Origin of the sequence: Microbacterium sp. 2216-1 (genome assembly GCF_046507855.1) — a bacterium.
Lineage (GTDB): Bacteria > Actinomycetota > Actinomycetes > Actinomycetales > Microbacteriaceae > Microbacterium > Microbacterium esteraromaticum_C.
Genome location: NZ_JBKFTM010000002.1, coordinates 389,780 through 405,694, shown reverse-complemented (window position 1 = coordinate 405,694; position 15,915 = coordinate 389,780). Strand labels below are relative to the sequence as shown.

General features: G+C 61.9%; 14 protein-coding genes. 4 read left to right on the top strand and 10 right to left on the bottom strand.

The window, feature by feature from the left end; genetic code table 11:
* Window positions 1-18: 18 nt before the first annotated feature.
* Window positions 19-903 (bottom strand): ABC transporter substrate-binding protein, encoded by an 885-nt coding sequence (locus ACLD0U_RS09760; protein ID WP_410340504.1) that lies wholly within the window; start codon window positions 901-903, stop codon window positions 19-21.
* 139 nt (window positions 904-1,042) lie between these two features.
* Between ACLD0U_RS09760 and ACLD0U_RS09755 the strand changes: the two genes are divergently transcribed.
* Window positions 1,043-1,600, top strand: a complete 558-nt coding sequence (locus tag ACLD0U_RS09755) for a MarR family winged helix-turn-helix transcriptional regulator (RefSeq protein ID WP_410340503.1) — start codon at window positions 1,043-1,045, stop codon at window positions 1,598-1,600.
* Window positions 1,601-1,630: 30 nt separating this feature from the next.
* On the opposite strand, the gene ACLD0U_RS09750 is transcribed toward ACLD0U_RS09755, so the two are convergent.
* Window positions 1,631-2,548, bottom strand: a complete 918-nt coding sequence (locus ACLD0U_RS09750) for a restriction endonuclease (protein ID WP_410340502.1) — start codon at window positions 2,546-2,548, stop codon at window positions 1,631-1,633.
* A 34-nt stretch (window positions 2,549-2,582) separates the two neighbouring features.
* A complete protein-coding gene (locus ACLD0U_RS09745; protein ID WP_410340501.1) occupies window positions 2,583-7,454 on the bottom strand; it encodes a DEAD/DEAH box helicase in 4,872 nt (1,623 codons plus the stop codon).
* Window positions 7,455-7,838: 384 nt separating this feature from the next.
* Between ACLD0U_RS09745 and ACLD0U_RS09740 the strand changes: the two genes are divergently transcribed.
* Both ACLD0U_RS09740 and ACLD0U_RS09735 read left to right on the top strand, forming a co-directional pair.
* Window positions 7,839-8,009 carry a type II toxin-antitoxin system HicA family toxin gene (locus ACLD0U_RS09740; protein WP_410340546.1) on the top strand — a complete coding sequence of 57 codons (171 nt, stop codon included), beginning with the start codon at window positions 7,839-7,841 and terminating at the stop codon, window positions 8,007-8,009.
* Window positions 8,006-8,392: a hypothetical protein gene (locus ACLD0U_RS09735; RefSeq protein ID WP_410340500.1), complete on the top strand. Its 387-nt coding sequence runs from the start codon at window positions 8,006-8,008 to the stop codon at window positions 8,390-8,392. The genes ACLD0U_RS09740 and ACLD0U_RS09735 overlap by 4 nt, the downstream gene beginning before the upstream one ends.
* A 61-nt stretch (window positions 8,393-8,453) precedes the next feature.
* Here ACLD0U_RS09735 and ACLD0U_RS09730 read toward each other — a convergent pair whose 3' ends face one another.
* Together ACLD0U_RS09730 and ACLD0U_RS09725 are read right to left on the bottom strand one after the other, a co-directional pair.
* Window positions 8,454-9,230, bottom strand: a complete 777-nt coding sequence (locus ACLD0U_RS09730; RefSeq protein ID WP_179409408.1) for a hypothetical protein — start codon at window positions 9,228-9,230, stop codon at window positions 8,454-8,456.
* Entirely contained in the window at window positions 9,227-9,907 is a 681-nt protein-coding gene (locus tag ACLD0U_RS09725) for a GTPase domain-containing protein (RefSeq protein ID WP_410340499.1), read from the bottom strand. Before ACLD0U_RS09725 ends, ACLD0U_RS09730 begins: the two co-directional genes overlap by 4 nt.
* Before the next feature lie 136 nt (window positions 9,908-10,043).
* Here ACLD0U_RS09725 and ACLD0U_RS09720 point away from each other — a divergent pair, with 136 nt between their 5' ends.
* A complete protein-coding gene (locus tag ACLD0U_RS09720) occupies window positions 10,044-10,520 on the top strand; it encodes a (deoxy)nucleoside triphosphate pyrophosphohydrolase (RefSeq protein WP_410340498.1) in 477 nt (158 codons plus the stop codon).
* On the opposite strand, the gene ACLD0U_RS09715 is transcribed toward ACLD0U_RS09720, so the two are convergent.
* The 5 genes from ACLD0U_RS09715 to ACLD0U_RS09695 form a co-directional block, all read right to left on the bottom strand.
* Complete coding sequence (locus ACLD0U_RS09715) at window positions 10,405-11,415, bottom strand: ABC transporter ATP-binding protein (RefSeq protein WP_410340497.1); 1,011 nt, start codon at window positions 11,413-11,415, stop codon at window positions 10,405-10,407. The genes ACLD0U_RS09720 and ACLD0U_RS09715 overlap by 116 nt on opposite strands.
* Complete coding sequence (locus tag ACLD0U_RS09710) at window positions 11,408-12,430, bottom strand: ABC transporter ATP-binding protein (RefSeq protein WP_410340496.1); 1,023 nt, start codon at window positions 12,428-12,430, stop codon at window positions 11,408-11,410. The genes ACLD0U_RS09715 and ACLD0U_RS09710 overlap by 8 nt, the downstream gene beginning before the upstream one ends.
* Window positions 12,430-13,359 carry an ABC transporter permease gene (locus ACLD0U_RS09705; protein ID WP_410340495.1) on the bottom strand — a complete coding sequence of 310 codons (930 nt, stop codon included), beginning with the start codon at window positions 13,357-13,359 and terminating at the stop codon, window positions 12,430-12,432. The genes ACLD0U_RS09710 and ACLD0U_RS09705 overlap by 1 nt, the downstream gene beginning before the upstream one ends.
* A complete protein-coding gene (locus ACLD0U_RS09700) occupies window positions 13,352-14,281 on the bottom strand; it encodes an ABC transporter permease (RefSeq protein ID WP_410340494.1) in 930 nt (309 codons plus the stop codon). The genes ACLD0U_RS09705 and ACLD0U_RS09700 overlap by 8 nt, the downstream gene beginning before the upstream one ends.
* Before the next feature lie 64 nt (window positions 14,282-14,345).
* On the bottom strand, window positions 14,346-15,911 hold the full coding sequence (locus ACLD0U_RS09695) for an ABC transporter substrate-binding protein (RefSeq protein ID WP_410340493.1): 1,566 nt from the start codon (window positions 15,909-15,911) through the stop codon (window positions 14,346-14,348).
* Window positions 15,912-15,915: the final 4 nt, after the last annotated feature.

Sequence of the window (15,915 nt, the reverse complement as noted above, 5' to 3'; positions counted from 1 at the left end):
GCCGACCGCAGCGCAGTCTCAGAACTTTGAGCCATTGATCTCGATCTTTTCCAGCCCAAGGCTTTCCTGACCCCACTCCGCAAGGATGCGGTCGTAGGTGCCATCGTCCTTCATTGCCGTGAGCACCTCGAAGATGGCGTCGCGCAGTTCGGTGTTCGCCTTCGGGATGCCGACGCCGTACGGGGCGAGGTGCTCCGGTTCGCCGGCAAGCTCGAACTGGTCCGGCTGGTCGGCGACAAGCTCATTGGCAACCGCCAGATCGGACCATTCGACGTCTACGCGGTCGCTCTGCAAAGCGAGAGTTGCCGTCGGGCCGTCAGCGTAGCCTTGGATGTCAATGGCGGGCAGGCCCGCATCGAGGCACTTCTGCTGCTCTTCATCGGCATAGCCCTGTTGGATACTGCCTTTGACGATCGCAAGGCGGGCACCACAAAGGTCGTCCCTGCCTGCAATGTCAGCCGGGTTGCCTTTCTGCACGATGAGGACGACGCCGCCTTCGACAAGGTCTACGAAGTCGAGCGTCTTACGCCGCTCGGCGAAGTCGCCAGCAGCGAGCGCAACGTCGTAGCGCTGAGCGAGCACGCCAGGAATCACGGCGTCCGAGGAGACCTTCTCGAACTGGGCTTCGAGACCCAGCCGTTCGGCGTACTCCTTCGTCAGGTCGACGATGAGCCCCTTCATCTCGGGGCTACCAGTGTCTGTGTACTTGAGAGGTTTTACGCTACCGCTGTCTGCGGCAACGAGAACGCCAGGCGTGCTCAGCGCGCCGGCGAGGTCGATCTCACCGGGTGCACTTGAGACGTCAGACGATCCAGATTGAGTTGCGGACGAGCAAGCAGCGAGTGACGCGGCGAGCGCGAGCGACGCTGCCAATGCGACTGCCCTGGGAGTACGAAGCTTCATTGCTTCTCCTTTCGTTGGAGGGGGTTGTTCAGCACGCTATCGTCGCTTCACAAGATAGTCAACATATTGACTATCTTGAGCCGGTCCACGCTAAGCTCCAAGGACGACCTGGCTCACAGTTGCGTTGGAGGCACCACCTGTGGACGAAAGCAACCCCGAGAACGAAGCTGCGTCTCACATCGGCATGGCGTTCGACGACGTGACGTACTGGTCATTTGTCGAACGCTTCAGCCATGAGGCGAACGGCAAGATGCCGTGGCTCGATCTCGAGGCTGCGACGTTCTTCATGACGTTGCACCGCGCCTTCGAGCTGATCGTCTACGACATCCGGGGCGAACTCGAGCAACGGCTGACTCCAGCCGGCCTGCGCGTGCTAATAGTTCTCGTCACTGCGGGGCGGATGACCATGTTGCGCGTCGCCGAGCTTGCGGGCATGAGCCGCGCCGCCGTCTCCGCGCTATTGAAGCGCTTAGAAGCTGAAGGATTGGTCAGCCGCACGCCTTCCGAGAATGATGGGCGCAGCATCCTGATCGAAGCGACACCTGAGGGCGCCGCTCTCATGGCCGAGGTATACCGCGACTACAACGCGCGTGAAAGCCTGTGGTTCTCGAAACTAGATGCCAACGAGGCCGAAGTGATCAAGACCGCTCTGTCACGTCTGGCATCAAGCCTGAGTGAGGTGAGGCGCCGGAGCTAGCGAGTACGGACGACCCGACTCATCGGCAACTCAGTTGAAGTAGTCCTCGTCGACCTCGACCGCGCTGAAGTACTTCTCCTCCTGCACACCGACGCGATACGCGATCATGAGCTCGACGAGCCGGGAGCCGTCGATCAGGATGATCCGCGACGGCACTTTGTTCGCGTACTCGCTGGCACCACTGGTGAAAGCGCTGGTCGTGAGGAACACACCCCGAGATGCCCCGAAGCCATGCAGCGCTCCGACGAACGCCTGTATCGCCTCGCGCCCGACGTTGTTGCCTTCTTTGTAGCGCTTGGCCTGGATGTACACCTGATCGAGACCCAGCGCGTCTTGGTTGATCAATCCGTCGACGCCCTCGTCGTTGCTCCCGCCGATGCGCCGCCCGCGCTGGGCAGCCCCGCCGTACCCCATCTTCAGCAGCAGGTCGACCACGGCTTGCTCGAAGAAATCAGGATGGCTGTTGCGCAGCCGCTCGAGCAGATCTTCGCCAACCGTGGTCTCGATGCGGGAGATCGCATCCTCGATGACCTCGATGGGGTCAGCAAGCTCGTCCGTCGGACGGTCACTGGTCGAGGAAGGTGAGTTGGATGCTGTCTTCTCGGGCCAGAACGGAGCGAATACCCTCTTCGCCAACGCATAGTCGAACCCGGTCGGGTACTGCGCGAGGGCAGTGCGTCCAGCGTCGTTGATCACGTAGCGTCCGCGTTCGGGACGATCCACCCACTGCGCCTTGCTCAGATTGCTCAGCGCCCAGCCCATGCGCTGCTCGAACCGGGTGCCACCGGACTTCAGAGTCTCGGCGCGAGCCTCGTCTCCCACGTTCGCGTAGTCGGCAACGGCATCGAAGACCTCGCGGCGGTGGCGGCTCTGACCGTCCGAGAGTACCTGCAGCGTCGGCACGACGAGCATGGGCCAGATAGGAACGAGTGATTCTGCTTCAGACATGTCGTGTCTCCTTGCCTTCAGGGACAGCGCGGTCTCAGATTCCGAGGTCGGGCAGGGCGTCGACGATCTTCATCGTGTCGAGGCTGACCGTCACGATGCGGCCGATGAGGTCGATGATGTAGCGCGGCTCATTGTGTTCGCGTGACCAGTCGTTGGGGTCGTTGACGATACCGGAAGCCTTGTCGGTCTTGACCTGGTAGCGCTCGATGATCCAGTCGAGCGCCGACCGGCTACCGAGCATGTAGCGCTGGGCATCTTCGGGGATGCCGTCGATATCGATGAACGTGTTGTAAGTGATGCGGGTCTTGTCCCACGCGCCGGCCTTGCCTGCGTACTTCATCTTCTGCACTGTGAACCGGTCGTACGCATCCTCCGGAGCACCCATGTGGATGGTCTCGGTGAGCGGATACGGTTCCACCGTTTCGTATCCGATGTGCATGTCCGACAGCTTCCGCCCGGCGTTGGCGAACGCCTCGAAGCGTTCACGGCCCGGCACCATCGGGATGCGGGGCAGCTGCTTCTTCAGGTCGGCAGCGTAGCGTTCACGGTACTCGGGTGAGTGCAGCAGCCCGTAGACATAGAAGAAGATGCCATCTTTGGTGACCTGAACACCGTACTCGTGCTGGTACTCGCCGAGTGCCCAGTCGGTGATGTTGTCGATGCGTTCCGGATCAGCGAGGAGCTGATTGGCATCCGGCTGAGTGTACGAATAGCGGGCGAATACCTGTCCGGAGTCAAGCAGATGAAGGTCGGGTATGTTGCGATTCATCAACGCAGCAAAGTCAGGAAAGTGCGTAGAGGGGGAAGTGAGGTAGATCGAGAGAGTGAGGCCGGCCCTTTCTGGAAAGTAACGCTCGATCGCTGCGGGCCGTTCGAGGATTTGAGAGTGCACGAACAAGTGTTGGCGATTGAAAGGGCGATAGTCAGCGATCCGGATGCTCCCCGAGCTGGGATCAATCGCCTGCCCCTGCAAGAGTCTGTTCTTGAGGCCAACTGACCAGCTGATCTTGCGCTTGTCACTCGTGATCATCCGTTCAAGCGGCTCAGCGCTATCGGAATTGACCCAGGCTCGTTGTTCAGCGTTGAAAACTCCAATGAGTCCATCGGCTCGAGCGGCAACTTCGCTTGAATCCGCCCCGTACACCCAAGCATCCCTGCTTGTGGCAACCCCTGTGCCGAAGCGGTCGAATAGCTTCTCATCAGTCTTGTCGCGACTCCCGATGGGCGGATAGGCGTCATAGTTTGGATCACGCTGGTTGATCCAGTCACCCTCGACGTTCGGGGTGATCGTCTGCCAATCGAGCGTGCGGAGGCGTGCTCCATCAACAGTGATGAGCTTCTCGTCGCGAGTGAGGTAGTCACCGATGTCCTTATAGTGCAGAGTGCTATCGGCGACAGCGCCGGGACGCTTGATGAGCAGCAGGATCGCGACGGTGGTCTTCGACCCCTCGCCGAAGATGTTGTCCTTCTCCTTGCGACGCATCTCGCCGGCCGAACGGGCGTTGCCCCGGAGGTTGTAGACGTAGATGTCGTGGAACTCGCGGCTGAGGGTTTTGCGAAGCCCATCCGCCGAATTCGAATCGATGTAGCCGCCGTTGGAGACGTAACAGATGATGCCGCCCTGGTCGGATCTCAGCACGCGGTTGGAAGCCCAGCGAATAGCCCTGACGTAGGAGTCGTAGAGATTGCGCTTCAATGACGCGAGTGACCGCTCCGCGTAGGTCTCTTCGATTGTGCGATCTAGCGTCGGATACTTCAGGTTGGCGTTGTTGTCGTTGCCGCTGGTCTGCCCGACCGAGTACGGCGGGTTGCCGACGATCACGCGGATGTCGAGGGCGTTCTGTTCGACGACGCGATCGCTGTTCGAGGTGAACATGCGCTCGTCGAGCGCGTCGCCGTCTTCGGTCATCTGGAACGTATCGGTGAGCACGATCCCCCCGAACGGCTCGTAGCCGACAGCATCCACGTCGTCGCCGCGCTCACGTGCCTGGTCTTGCTGGAGGGCGTGGAAGGTCGCTTCGATGTTGATCGCGGCGATGTAGTACGCCATGAGCAGGATTTCGTTCGCGTGCAGCTCCTGCGTGTACTTGCGCAGCAGATCCGCCTGGTCGATCAGCCCGGACTGCAGCAGCCGCACGATGAACGTGCCGGTACCGGTGAACGGGTCAAGCACGTGCACACCCTCGTCGCTGATGCTCGCACCGAAGTGCTCACCGAGCGCGTCGTTGACGGCGCGGAGGATGAAGTCAACGACTTCCATCGGGGTGTAGACGATGCCGAGGCTCTCGGCGACACGGGGAAAGGCGAGCTTGAAGAACCGCTCATAGAGTTCGGTGATGATCTTCTGCTTGCCCGCCGCACTGGTGATACCTTCAGCGCGCACCCGTACGGAACGGTAGAAGTTCTCCAGGTGCGCCGTCTCGGAGTCCAGGTGGTAGCCGTCGAGCACGCTGAGCATGCGGTCCATCACCTGGGAGACCGGATTGTGCTCGCTGAACGCATAGTCCTCGAACAGTGCATCGAACACGGGCTTCGTGATGAGGTGCTGCACGAGCATGTCGACGGCGTCGCGGCTGGTGATGCCGTCGTTCAGGTTCGCCTGCAGGGCTTCGTGGAAGCGGGTGAACTCGGTCTGCGCGTCGGGCACGGTATCGAGAATCGTCTGGATGCGGGTGACCTGACGGTCGGCGATGTCTTTGACGTCGCTGGCCCAGTCTTCCCAGTACCGACGGTCGCCGACCTTCTTCACCATGCGGGCAAAGATCGCATCCTGCCACTCGGCGGCGTTCGCCATCGAGAACAGGGCAGCGTTCGCGTCAGCATCCGATGATGCCGTGCCGGCGTCGCGGTCGTTACCGCCTCCGCCGATGCCGATCACGTCGATACGGTTGTTGGCCTTCTTGTCGAGGTCGATCTTGTTGATCATCGCCTCGAAGCGGTCATCGTGCGCGCGCAGTGCCTGCAACACGTCCCAGACGACTTTGTACTTCTTATTGTCGTTCAGTGCCGTCTCGGGATCCTGCGACGCGGGCACCGCGATGGGCAGGATGATGTACCCGTACTCCTTGCCCTCGGCGCGGCGCATCACCCGCCCGACGGCCTGAACCACATCCACCTGCGAGTTGCGTGGGTTCAGAAACAGCACCGCGTCGAGGCTCGGAACATCCACACCCTCGGTGAGGCACTTCGCATTCGTGAGGATGCGGCACTCATCAGCTGCCTCTCCGCCCTGCAACCAGTCCAGCCGGGCGGAGCGTTCCAGAACGTTGAACGTGCCGTCGACGTGCTTCGCCTGCAACTCGAGGGCCGAATCGCCGTCGCGAGCGTTCATGAGCAACTCGCGGCCGATGACGTTCATCTGATTCGCGATCGCCTTGGACTCCTTAATGTTCCTCGCGAACGCGACCGCCCGCTGCATCGGTGCGTCATCCGTGATCGAGAGGCGTTCGCCGTTGACACCGCGCTTGGAGAGACCGTTCCAGCATCCGACGATCCGAGCGACGTCATCGAGGTTCATGTCACCCTCGCGGGCGAGGAGGTCTTGGAAGCTGGTCGCGACCGATTCTTCGTCGACGGCGAGGATGAGCACCTTGTAATCAGAGAGGTGCCCCATCTCGACCGCCCGCCCGAACCCCAGGTGATGGAACTCGGGACCGAACGTGTGCTCGTCATCCATCGAGTAGGTGACGATACCGTCTTTCGCGGCCTTCGCCTTCGAGTCTTCGACATACACTCGCGGGGTAGCCGTCATGTACAGTCGCTTCTTCGCCGCGAGGAACTCGGTGTTGTGCACGCGCACGAACGCGCTGTCATCACTGCCGGGCTGGGAGATGCCGGTAGTGCGGTGTGCTTCGTCACAGACGACCAGGTCAAACTCGGGGAGGCCGAGCTGCTGCGCCTGATGGATCACATCGATCGACTGGTAAGTGGAGAACACTACCGAGACCGTCTCCGCACCGGTGGAGATCTGGAAACGATGGAACAGCTTCGCCGGGTCGGTCGTCGCGGGAAACCCAAGGTCGTGGGCGGAGACGTCCTCATTCTCCTTGCGCCCCACCGACGAATCCGAACACACGGCGAACGGCCGGATTGGGACATCGGCCTGTGCCGTCCATTCGTTCAACGTCTGCTGCAGCAGCGCGATCGATGGCACCAGGAACAGAACCGAGCCTCCGACGGGGACGTACTCTTCAACGAGCTTGAGGGACGTGAAGGTCTTGCCCGTGCCGCACGCCATGATCAGCTTGCCGCGGCCGTGCGTCTCGAACCCGGCGATCACATCGTCGATCGCCTCGCGCTGGTACTTACGTGGAGCCTTGCCTGCGCCCTTGTAGAGAACCTCGGGGGTGCGCGGGTCAAACAGCGACCAGTCGATCCGCGAGTCGGCAAGATTGTTCAAGTCGACGCGCTGCACGGGCTTTGACTGGTCGTTCAGCGCCGCCTCAGCGTGCTTCGACCAGTTTCGCGCCGTCGTGACGATCATCCCGCTGGTGAACGGATCCTTACCGAGCTCAGTGAAGAACGAATCGATCTCTTGCTTCGGCAACGACCGGGCCGGGTCGTAGAACTTCGCCTGGATAGCGGTGAGCTCACCCGTGTAGCGATCCTGCGCCACCAGATCGATGCCCGTATCGGGTCGGCCCGCACGCCCCGGCCACTCTTGCCACATCCACACATCCGAGAACAAGTCCACATACTTCGGCTCGGTCTGCAGGTAGCTCTTAAGGAACCGCTCGAACTTTGAGCCCTTATCTCGCTCGTTCGTCGCCGAGAAATACATGTCATCCAGCAGATGCCACAGCGTCACCTGCGGATTTGTCGGCCTCAGCGACCGACGCAACAGTCCCGTGGCCTCGGCGCCATCTGACGAAGCAGCATCCGACATCGACGTGAATGAGACAGACATGGGTCTATGCTCTCGCATCCCGGACAACTGCCTTACCAAGTGAGCACGAGTGTCTCCCACGACCGCTCATGTCGGCGGCCTCTCCTACGCTCAGCCTTGTGCAGAAGGCACAGAACGACTGCGACGAAGGAGTCCACCATGCGAGTACCCGCCTACCACTCGATCAACGCCAGCGACCCTGACGTGCACCACGTGCACAGCGACTGCCCCAGCGGGCGGCAGATCCCCGAGCGCAACCGCCGGTCGGGAACCAATAACTGGCGGCTGTGCACACATTGTCGCGGCATGTGACGTGACGAGGGGTCGGCGAATCCTGTTCGCCGACCCCTTCCGAGAAAACGTCTAGCGAGGTAGACTTTGGTTTCTGAACAACCGACACGCAAGGTGATCAAGCTACTCAAGCGCCGCAACTGGCGACCGCTACGAACTGCGGGAAGCCACACCACGTGGCAAGGGCCGAACGGCACAACGTTCACGCTCCCCGACGGCCACACCACGATCAGCCCCGGCGTATATCGAAATCTACTGAAGGCTCTGCACCAGGACGAGCAATGACTACCTACGAAGCGACCGTGATTCGCGATGGCAAATGGTGGATGGTCAGCATCCCTGCCATCGACGGCCTGACTCAAGCCCGCCGACTCAGCGAAGCTACCGATATGGCACGCGAGTACATCGCCGCCTCTCAAGACATCGCGATCGAGAACGTATCTGTCACGCTCCACTTCGGACCCATCGGCGGATTGCGCAACATCGAAGACCGGGTCGCCACCATCGTCGACGAACGCAATCGCGCGGCTGAACTAGAGCGGGCTGCGTCTACCCAGTCAACGGAGCTTGCACGCGATCTCGCCGCGGTGAACGTTCCGGTGCGCGACATCGGCGCAATCCTCGGCATCTCGCATCAACGCGCACACCAACTCATCGCAACACGCTGACTCACGCAAGCGCACACGGAGTCCAGCCACGTGCGACCGAAGTGCGCCTTTGACAGTCCGACTAGAAAGTGATCTCCGTCGTAATCTCGACGCTGTTGATCGCACCCGTCGTGCGCGCAAAGTTCGCGCCGATCTTGGCAACCTCGCCAGTGCCTGCGGCCGCAATGCGCAGCGCGCTCTTGAGGTTAGCTTCGGCTTCGCGAGTTCCGCTGAGCGTCATCTTGTATCGATTGATCTGATTCAGCCCTGAACGCATCTCAACCAACGCGATCAGCTGGTGGTCGTTGCCTAGGTTGTGCTTCTCTACGTACGCGGCGGCCACCTCCGGAGCAGACTCAGCACCCGGAAAGGTCATCTGACCCGCGAGCCGCTGTTCCAGCTTCTTCGACACGTCACGCCCTGCACTCGCATCTCCACCGCCGATCGGGAGCTTGACCTTTACCCCGCCCTGCGTATTGGACTCAGCCCGTTCGATCTTGGCTTCGACGAACTGCACCTCTGTTGCCCCGAGGATGCGCGCGACGTTCGCGAGGTGGTGATACTTCTCGCTGGCAAACGTCTCAACGGCGTGCTCTGCCAGCTCATAGCCATCGGCGTCGTACGGGTTCTTGATCAACAGCACGCCCGACGCGAGCTTTCCATCGCGGCGCAGAAGCTCCCGCACCGCCAGCACCCTCGCTTCGTTCGCTTGAGGCTCCTCTGAAAACGGCACGATCATGGCCTCTGTGTCTTCCAGAAGCGCGATCGAATCTCTCGTATCGGCCATCTTCCGGTATGTCGCGTCCGTCGCGACCAGAACGGAACGCGGGCGAAACGCTGTGATCTCGGAGCTCGTCATTGCTGCTCGCTTGCCTTTCGGGAACCGACAACTGCTTGTTCAAGATCTGTCAGCAGCTTCTCGACGTGTTCGCTGCCGAGGCTGCCCGTCACTACCGTCACTGACGTCTTGAATTTCTTGCGCCCGAGCTTGATCGGGTCAGACGCACGAACACGCTTCGCATACCGCTCCGCGTCTTCTAGAAAGGCAGGGCTGCGATCAGCCCAAGTTCCGACAAGCACGAGTCTCGGAGCTTTCTTGCCCATCGCATCCGACCACTGCTTCAGCAGTGCAAGGTGATTGCGCACAAGGTCGATGTGAGCAGCGTCGCGCACTTCGATGAGGTCAGCCCGGAAGAGATACAGAACCAGATCGGACTGGTGGTAGGCGTCTTTCCACGCGGCATACTTGGCCTGCGGGTCGCCCGACACGTCGTCCACGATCGCAAACTTCGTTGCCGTCCCATTGGCATCAAAGGTGAACTCTTTCGCGGGATTGTCGTTGTCTTCGGCACCTGCCCCGGCACGCCGATCACACAAGCCCTCCAAGAGAGTCGTCTTTCCAACGCCCTTGGCGCCGAGCACTGCCACCGACTTGTCCGCGGGCGATGCGGCCGCTCTCACACCAACGGCGGTGGCAATCGCACCGGCAGCGGCGACAACGCCGACGACTGCCAGCGGTATGAGCGGTAGTGGCATCGGCGCGCTCCCCTTCTATGCGTTGCCGCGATCGGGCGTCCGAACCGCAGACGCCGTCAGTTTCTGATCCTATGGGCTCAGTGCTCAAGAACGCGGATGCAACCGGCGATCTCGTGCCCGTGAGAAGCTGACCCACATGGTTCATGTCGTCGGCGCAATCATCGTTCGTGACGGCCTCGTCTTGGCTGCACAGCGCGGCGTCGGTCGACAGCTGGCCGGGATGTGGGAGTTCCCTGGGGGCAAAGTCGAAACGGGTGAAGCGCCAGCCACCGCGCTTGCTCGTGAAATCCGCGAGGAACTCAACATGGACGTCCGCGTCGACTCTCATTTCGATACGACGATCCACTCGTATCCGTTTGCCCGAGTGACCCTCGACACGTACTTCGCCGAGCTTGCGAGCGGCACACCAGTCGCGTCAGAACACGCAGAGTTGCGCTGGTGCACGGCGAATCATCTGGAGGAACTCATCCGGGCGCCCGCGGATGTTCCTAGGCAAATCAGGGGCTGCTCATGGCCTCGACAATCCGAGTGCCGGTCTCGGGCCCGGGCCGGAAGCAGGCGACGAGTTGGTCCTCGCCCGACAGTTCGGGCGGGCTCCCCGCGCAAGCGCTGACTGCACGCCAGCACCGGGTGCGGAACGTGCAGCCACTGGGCGGGTCGATCGGGCTCGGCGCGTCGCCGTGCAATACGATCCGCCCTGGTTGGTCACGCATGCGGGGATCGGGAATCGGCGATGACGAGAGCAGTGCCTGTGTGTAGGGATGCTGGGGGTTCTCGTAGACATCACGCGTAGCCCCCTGTTCGACGATCCGACCGAGGTACATCACCGCGACTCGGTCGGCCATACTGCGGACGACGGCTAGATCGTGCGAGATGAACAGGTAAGCCAGCCCCAGCGTTGATTGCAGTTCCTTCAACAACGCCACGATCTGCGCCTGCACCGACACATCAAGTGCCGACAGTGGCTCGTCGAGCACCAGCACCCTCGGTTCGACGGCGAGAGCACGGGCGATGCTGATGCGCTGCCGCTGACCGCCGGAGAACTCGTGGGGGTAGCGGTCGAGGTGCTCTTCGGTCAAGCCCACCATCTCGAGCAGCTCAATACTGCGCTCACGCCACCGTGACCGGGGCACGAGCGCCCGATGGATCTCAAACGGCTCCCGTAGCACCGACTCAATCGTGAGTCGGGGGTTGAGTGAGGAGAACGGATCTTGCAACACGATCTGCACATCGCGACGAAACTGCAGCGCATCCCGTCGACCGCCAGCAATGGGCTCTCCGTCGACCTTGATGCTCCCTCCACTTGGGTCTTCCAGGCGAGTGATCAACGACGCGAGCGTGCTCTTGCCACATCCGGATTCTCCGACCAGCGCAAGGCACTCGCTAGCAGCGAGGTCGAGGTCAATGCCGTCGACGGCTTTGACCGTTGCTCGTGGCCCGCGTAGTCCTGTTCGGCGAACCGGATAGTGTTTGGTCAGGCTACGGGCGACAATGAGCGGCTCAGGCATGACTGACCTCCTTGGTCTGCTGCGCGGACCCGACGAGGTGACATGCGACGGTACGACCGTCTTCCGCATGCCTCAGCTCGGGAACCGTCGTGCGGCATCTCTGTTCGGCGAGCGGACACCGAGGAGCGAACGGACACCCGGTGAGCTCATCGCACGGATCGGGAAGTCCACCGCCGATCGGCGTGGGCAGCACATCCTGATCGGGGCGCGGCACCGACTCGAGCAACCCGCTGGTGTACGGGTGCAGCGGGTCGAGCAGAATCTGCTCCGCCGTGCCCTGCTCGAGCAAGACACCTGCGTACATCACGATGATTCGGTCGGCGATCTCAGCTGCGACTCCGACATCATGGGTGATCAGTAGTAGTGCCATGCCCTTCTCTCGCCGCAACTCCGTGAGAAGCGTCAGAATCTGTGCCTGCACGGTCACATCGAGCGCAGTCGTCGGCTCGTCGGCGATGAGCAGCTGGGGGTCAAGCGCAAGGGCCATGGCGATGACGATGCGCTGGCGCATGCCGCCCGACATTTCGTGCGGATAGTCGCGTGCACGACGCTCCGCGTCCGGAATCTGCACCGCCTTCATCAGCTCGACGGCTCTTCTTTCGGCCTCCCGGCTTCCCATCTTGCGGTGCACGGTGAACATCTCAGCGATCTGCCGCCCGACCCGCTGCACCGGGTTCAATGCCGACAGCGCATCCTGGAAAACCATGCTCATCCGCTGCCCGCGGATGCTCTTCAGCGTGCTGTCTGAACCGATGAGCGATTCACCGCTGAAGCGCATCAACTCCGCACTCACATCCGTCGTATCGGTGGGATGCAAGCCGAGCAGGGCCTGCGCCGTCACCGACTTGCCCGAACCGGATTCCCCGAGTATCACGACGCACTCCCCCGGCTGCACGCTGAAGCTCATCGAGTGCACTGCGTGAACTGGACGCTCCTTCGACTTGACAAAATCGACGCGCAGATTCTCGACCGCGAGCAGCGGCTCGGTCGGGCTGGCGTTGCTGGGGTTCATCATTAGCGCACTTTCGGGTCGAGTGCATCGCGCACGGCATCGCCGAGCAGCACGAACGCCAGGACAGTGACGCTCAGGAACAGAGACGGGAAGAGAAGGAGATGCGGATGCGAGTTGAAGTAGTTCTGCGCGGTGTTCAGCTGCAGTCCCCAGGAGATCGCCGGGGGCTGCAGACCCACCCCGAGATAAGTGAGTCCGGCTTCTCCGGCGATGATCCCTCCGATGCTGAGGCTGCTCAGCACGATCACCGGTGCGATCGAGTTCGGCAGGATGTGACGCAGCATCAGCCGGCCGCTGGATGCGCCGAGGGCACGAGCCGCGCGGACATACTCCATGTTCTTCGCGCTCATCACGCTCGAACGCATCAAACGGGTCATCGTCGGCCATGAGAAGATCGCCAGTGTGATGCACACGGTCGCCACGTTCCGCGTGCCGATCGCCGTCAGAATGACGATCGCGGCGACCATAAACGGGAAGCCGTAGAAGACGTCGGTGATGCGTCCCAGCACGTTGTCGAACCAGCCGCCGTAGAACCCAGAGAGCAGTCCGAGAACCACGGCGATGGCCATGGCCGACACCGTGACCACGATGCCGATGGTGATAGAGGGGTTGGCACCGTAGATCACGTTGGCATAGAGATCGCAGCCCTGCACATCGAACCCAAAGGGGTGTCCCGGCTCGGGTTCAGCTCCGCTTCGTGTCAGGTCGCACTGCCGGGGGTCGCCGTGCCCGAACAACCCTGCGAACGGGGCAGGGAACAGCGAGATCACGACCAGCAGACCGATGACCGAACCGGGAATTGCGAACCGGGGAATCAGCAGCGCCCGCCAGGCTCTGCGCACGGCGGAGAGCCGTTTCGTCTCATTCGTCCGCTTCGGGGAGGCCGGCGACGGAGATGAGTCATGCACGGTGGTGACGTTGGTCTCAAGCACGTCGAATCCTTGGGTCGAGATATGCGTAGGTGATGTCGACGATCAGGTTGACAACAAGGAACACCAGCACGAGCAGCGTCGATATGCCCACGACTGCAGGTCCGTTCTGCTGTCCAATGGCCTTGAAGACCTCGTTGCCCAGACCGGGGAGATTGAAAATGCCCTCGATGATCACGGCGCCGCCGAGCAACGCGCCGAACTCGATCCCCAGAAAGGTGATCACGGGGATGAGCGAGTTGCGCAGCGCGTGGTGCACGATGACCCGCCTGCGCGGCATCCCTTTAGCGATCGCGGTTCGCACGTAGTCGGTGGAGAGGTTCTCGATCAAGCTTGTCCTGGTGAGGCGGGCGACGGCGGCGAGACCGAGCAGGGCGAGCACTGCCGCAGGCAGGATGAACGCGACGGGCCATCCGGCGCTGGCGCCGGCAACCGGGAACCATCCGAGCTCGACACCGAACAGGATCTGTGACACGTAGGCAACGACGAACAACGGCACCGCGAAGGCGAGCGTCGTCAGGACGCCGACCAGCTTGTCCTGCCATCCACCGCGGTTCAGCGCCGCCCAGATCCCGAGCGGAATGCCAACGATGATCTGCAGCACCCAGGCGGTCACGCCGAGCATGATGCTCGTAGGCCAGTTGCGAGCGATGATGTCCGAGACATCGCGCCCGAGAAAGTCCGTCCCCATGTTCCCCTGAAGGAGGTTCAGCATGTACTTCGCGTACTGCACGGGCAGCGGGTCATTGAGGTTGTAGCGCTCGCGCAAAGCGTTCTGCGCAGATTCAGAGATGTGGTGCACCCCGCCGCCGAGTGCGGCGATGGGGTCACCGGGCAACGCGAACACGACAACGAAGATCAGGAACGTCGTTCCGAAAAAGACCGGAATGACCTGGAACAGGCGGCGGATCACGTAGCCGAACATGTCACTGCTTTCATGATCCGGGTGAGGCAAACAGGAGCTCGCCTCACCCGGGATCCTGGTTGGGCTACTCGACGACTTCCACGGCGGCAAGGCTACCCAGCCCTGCGAAGCCGACCGGAACCGACTCGATCTTCTCCGACCATGCGACGGTGTACTTCCCGAAGTACAACGGCATCACCGTCAACTCTTCCCAGAACAGCGACTCCGCCTCTTGGAAGTATGGCAGTCCCTCTTCGAGCGGCAGTGCGCGGCCAGTATTCATGAGGGCGTTGAACTCATCATTCGAGAATCCGCTCTCGTTGGCAGCACCGGTAGGACTTCCGAACGGATCGAGCATCGCCTCGATGTGCGGGTAGTAGGCGCCCCATCCGGCGAAGAAGGGGCCATCGGCGGCCTGCGCGCCGATGGTCTCTGTGAACTTTGCGAACGGGTCGATCTGGAAGGTGATGTCCTCGATACCGAGGTTGTTGCGCAACTGATTGGCAACCGCCTGAAGGATCTGGTCGTTGTTCCCGTACTGGTATGCCCACAGCGTGAGCGGTCCGCTCCAGCCGCCGGCGCTCTCGAGCAGCGCCTTGGCACCGTCCGGATCGAACTGGCACGCGGCGCAGGTGTTTTCGACGCCGCCGAAGGTAGAGCTCTCGGCCAGCGACTTCGCCGGCACACCCGACCCCTTGAGGATGGTGGAGGTGAGCGCCTCGCGGTCGATGGCCATCGAGAACGCCTCACGCACACGCCGGTCCGTAAAGCGCTCGTCCCAGGTCGGGAACCCGAAGTAGCTCAGACTCGGGATCTTCGCGACGGCAGTGCGTCCATCGACACGCTGGTCGACATCGGCCAACCGGTCCGTGGGCACGGGGTAGACGACATCGACGTTGCCGGCGAGGAGGTCGTTGAACGCGGTATCCATCGACTGGTACGGCGAGAAGACGATCTCATCGCTCTGCCCGGCCTCACCCAGGTACTCCTCGAACCGCTCCAGCACGATCGGCTCGTTCGGAGAGTAGCTACCCACGATCGCGTATGGCCCGTTTCCGATCGGCGCCTTGTCGTAGCCTTCGGGGTCTTCGAACGCGGCCTTCGGCATCGGGGCGAAGGCGAACGATGTGACCGAGTACGGAAAGAGTCCTGACGGCTCAGTGAGGGTGACAGTGAACTCCGTGTCGCTCACGATCTCGAGGCCGGACAGCTCCGTCGCTGTCGGGTCGCCCTCTGCGGGGTTGAGATCTGCGTAGCCTTCGATGTTCACGAAGTTGAAGTTCTGGAGCCATCCGTTCGACCCGAGCGCGGTCGCGTTCCACGAATCGACATAGCTCTGCGCCGTCACCGGCTCGCCGTTGTGGAAGGTCCATCCCTCACGGAGTTTGAAGGTCCATACCTTCTGATCCTCCGAGGTGACCGACTCCGCGGCGGCGGGGACGGGCACACCGTTCTCACCGACCGCCATCGGCGGCGTGAAGATCAACATCTGCTCGTTCCACGCCCAGGTATTGCCCGGGGTGAGGTTTGCCGGATCGGATCCGGCGACAGTGAAGGTCGTCGCGGCGGAACCTGTTCCACCGTCGGGGGATGCGGAACAAGAGACGAGAAGACTCGTCGCAACGACGAGAGCTCCGGCAGCGAGAGACATTCTG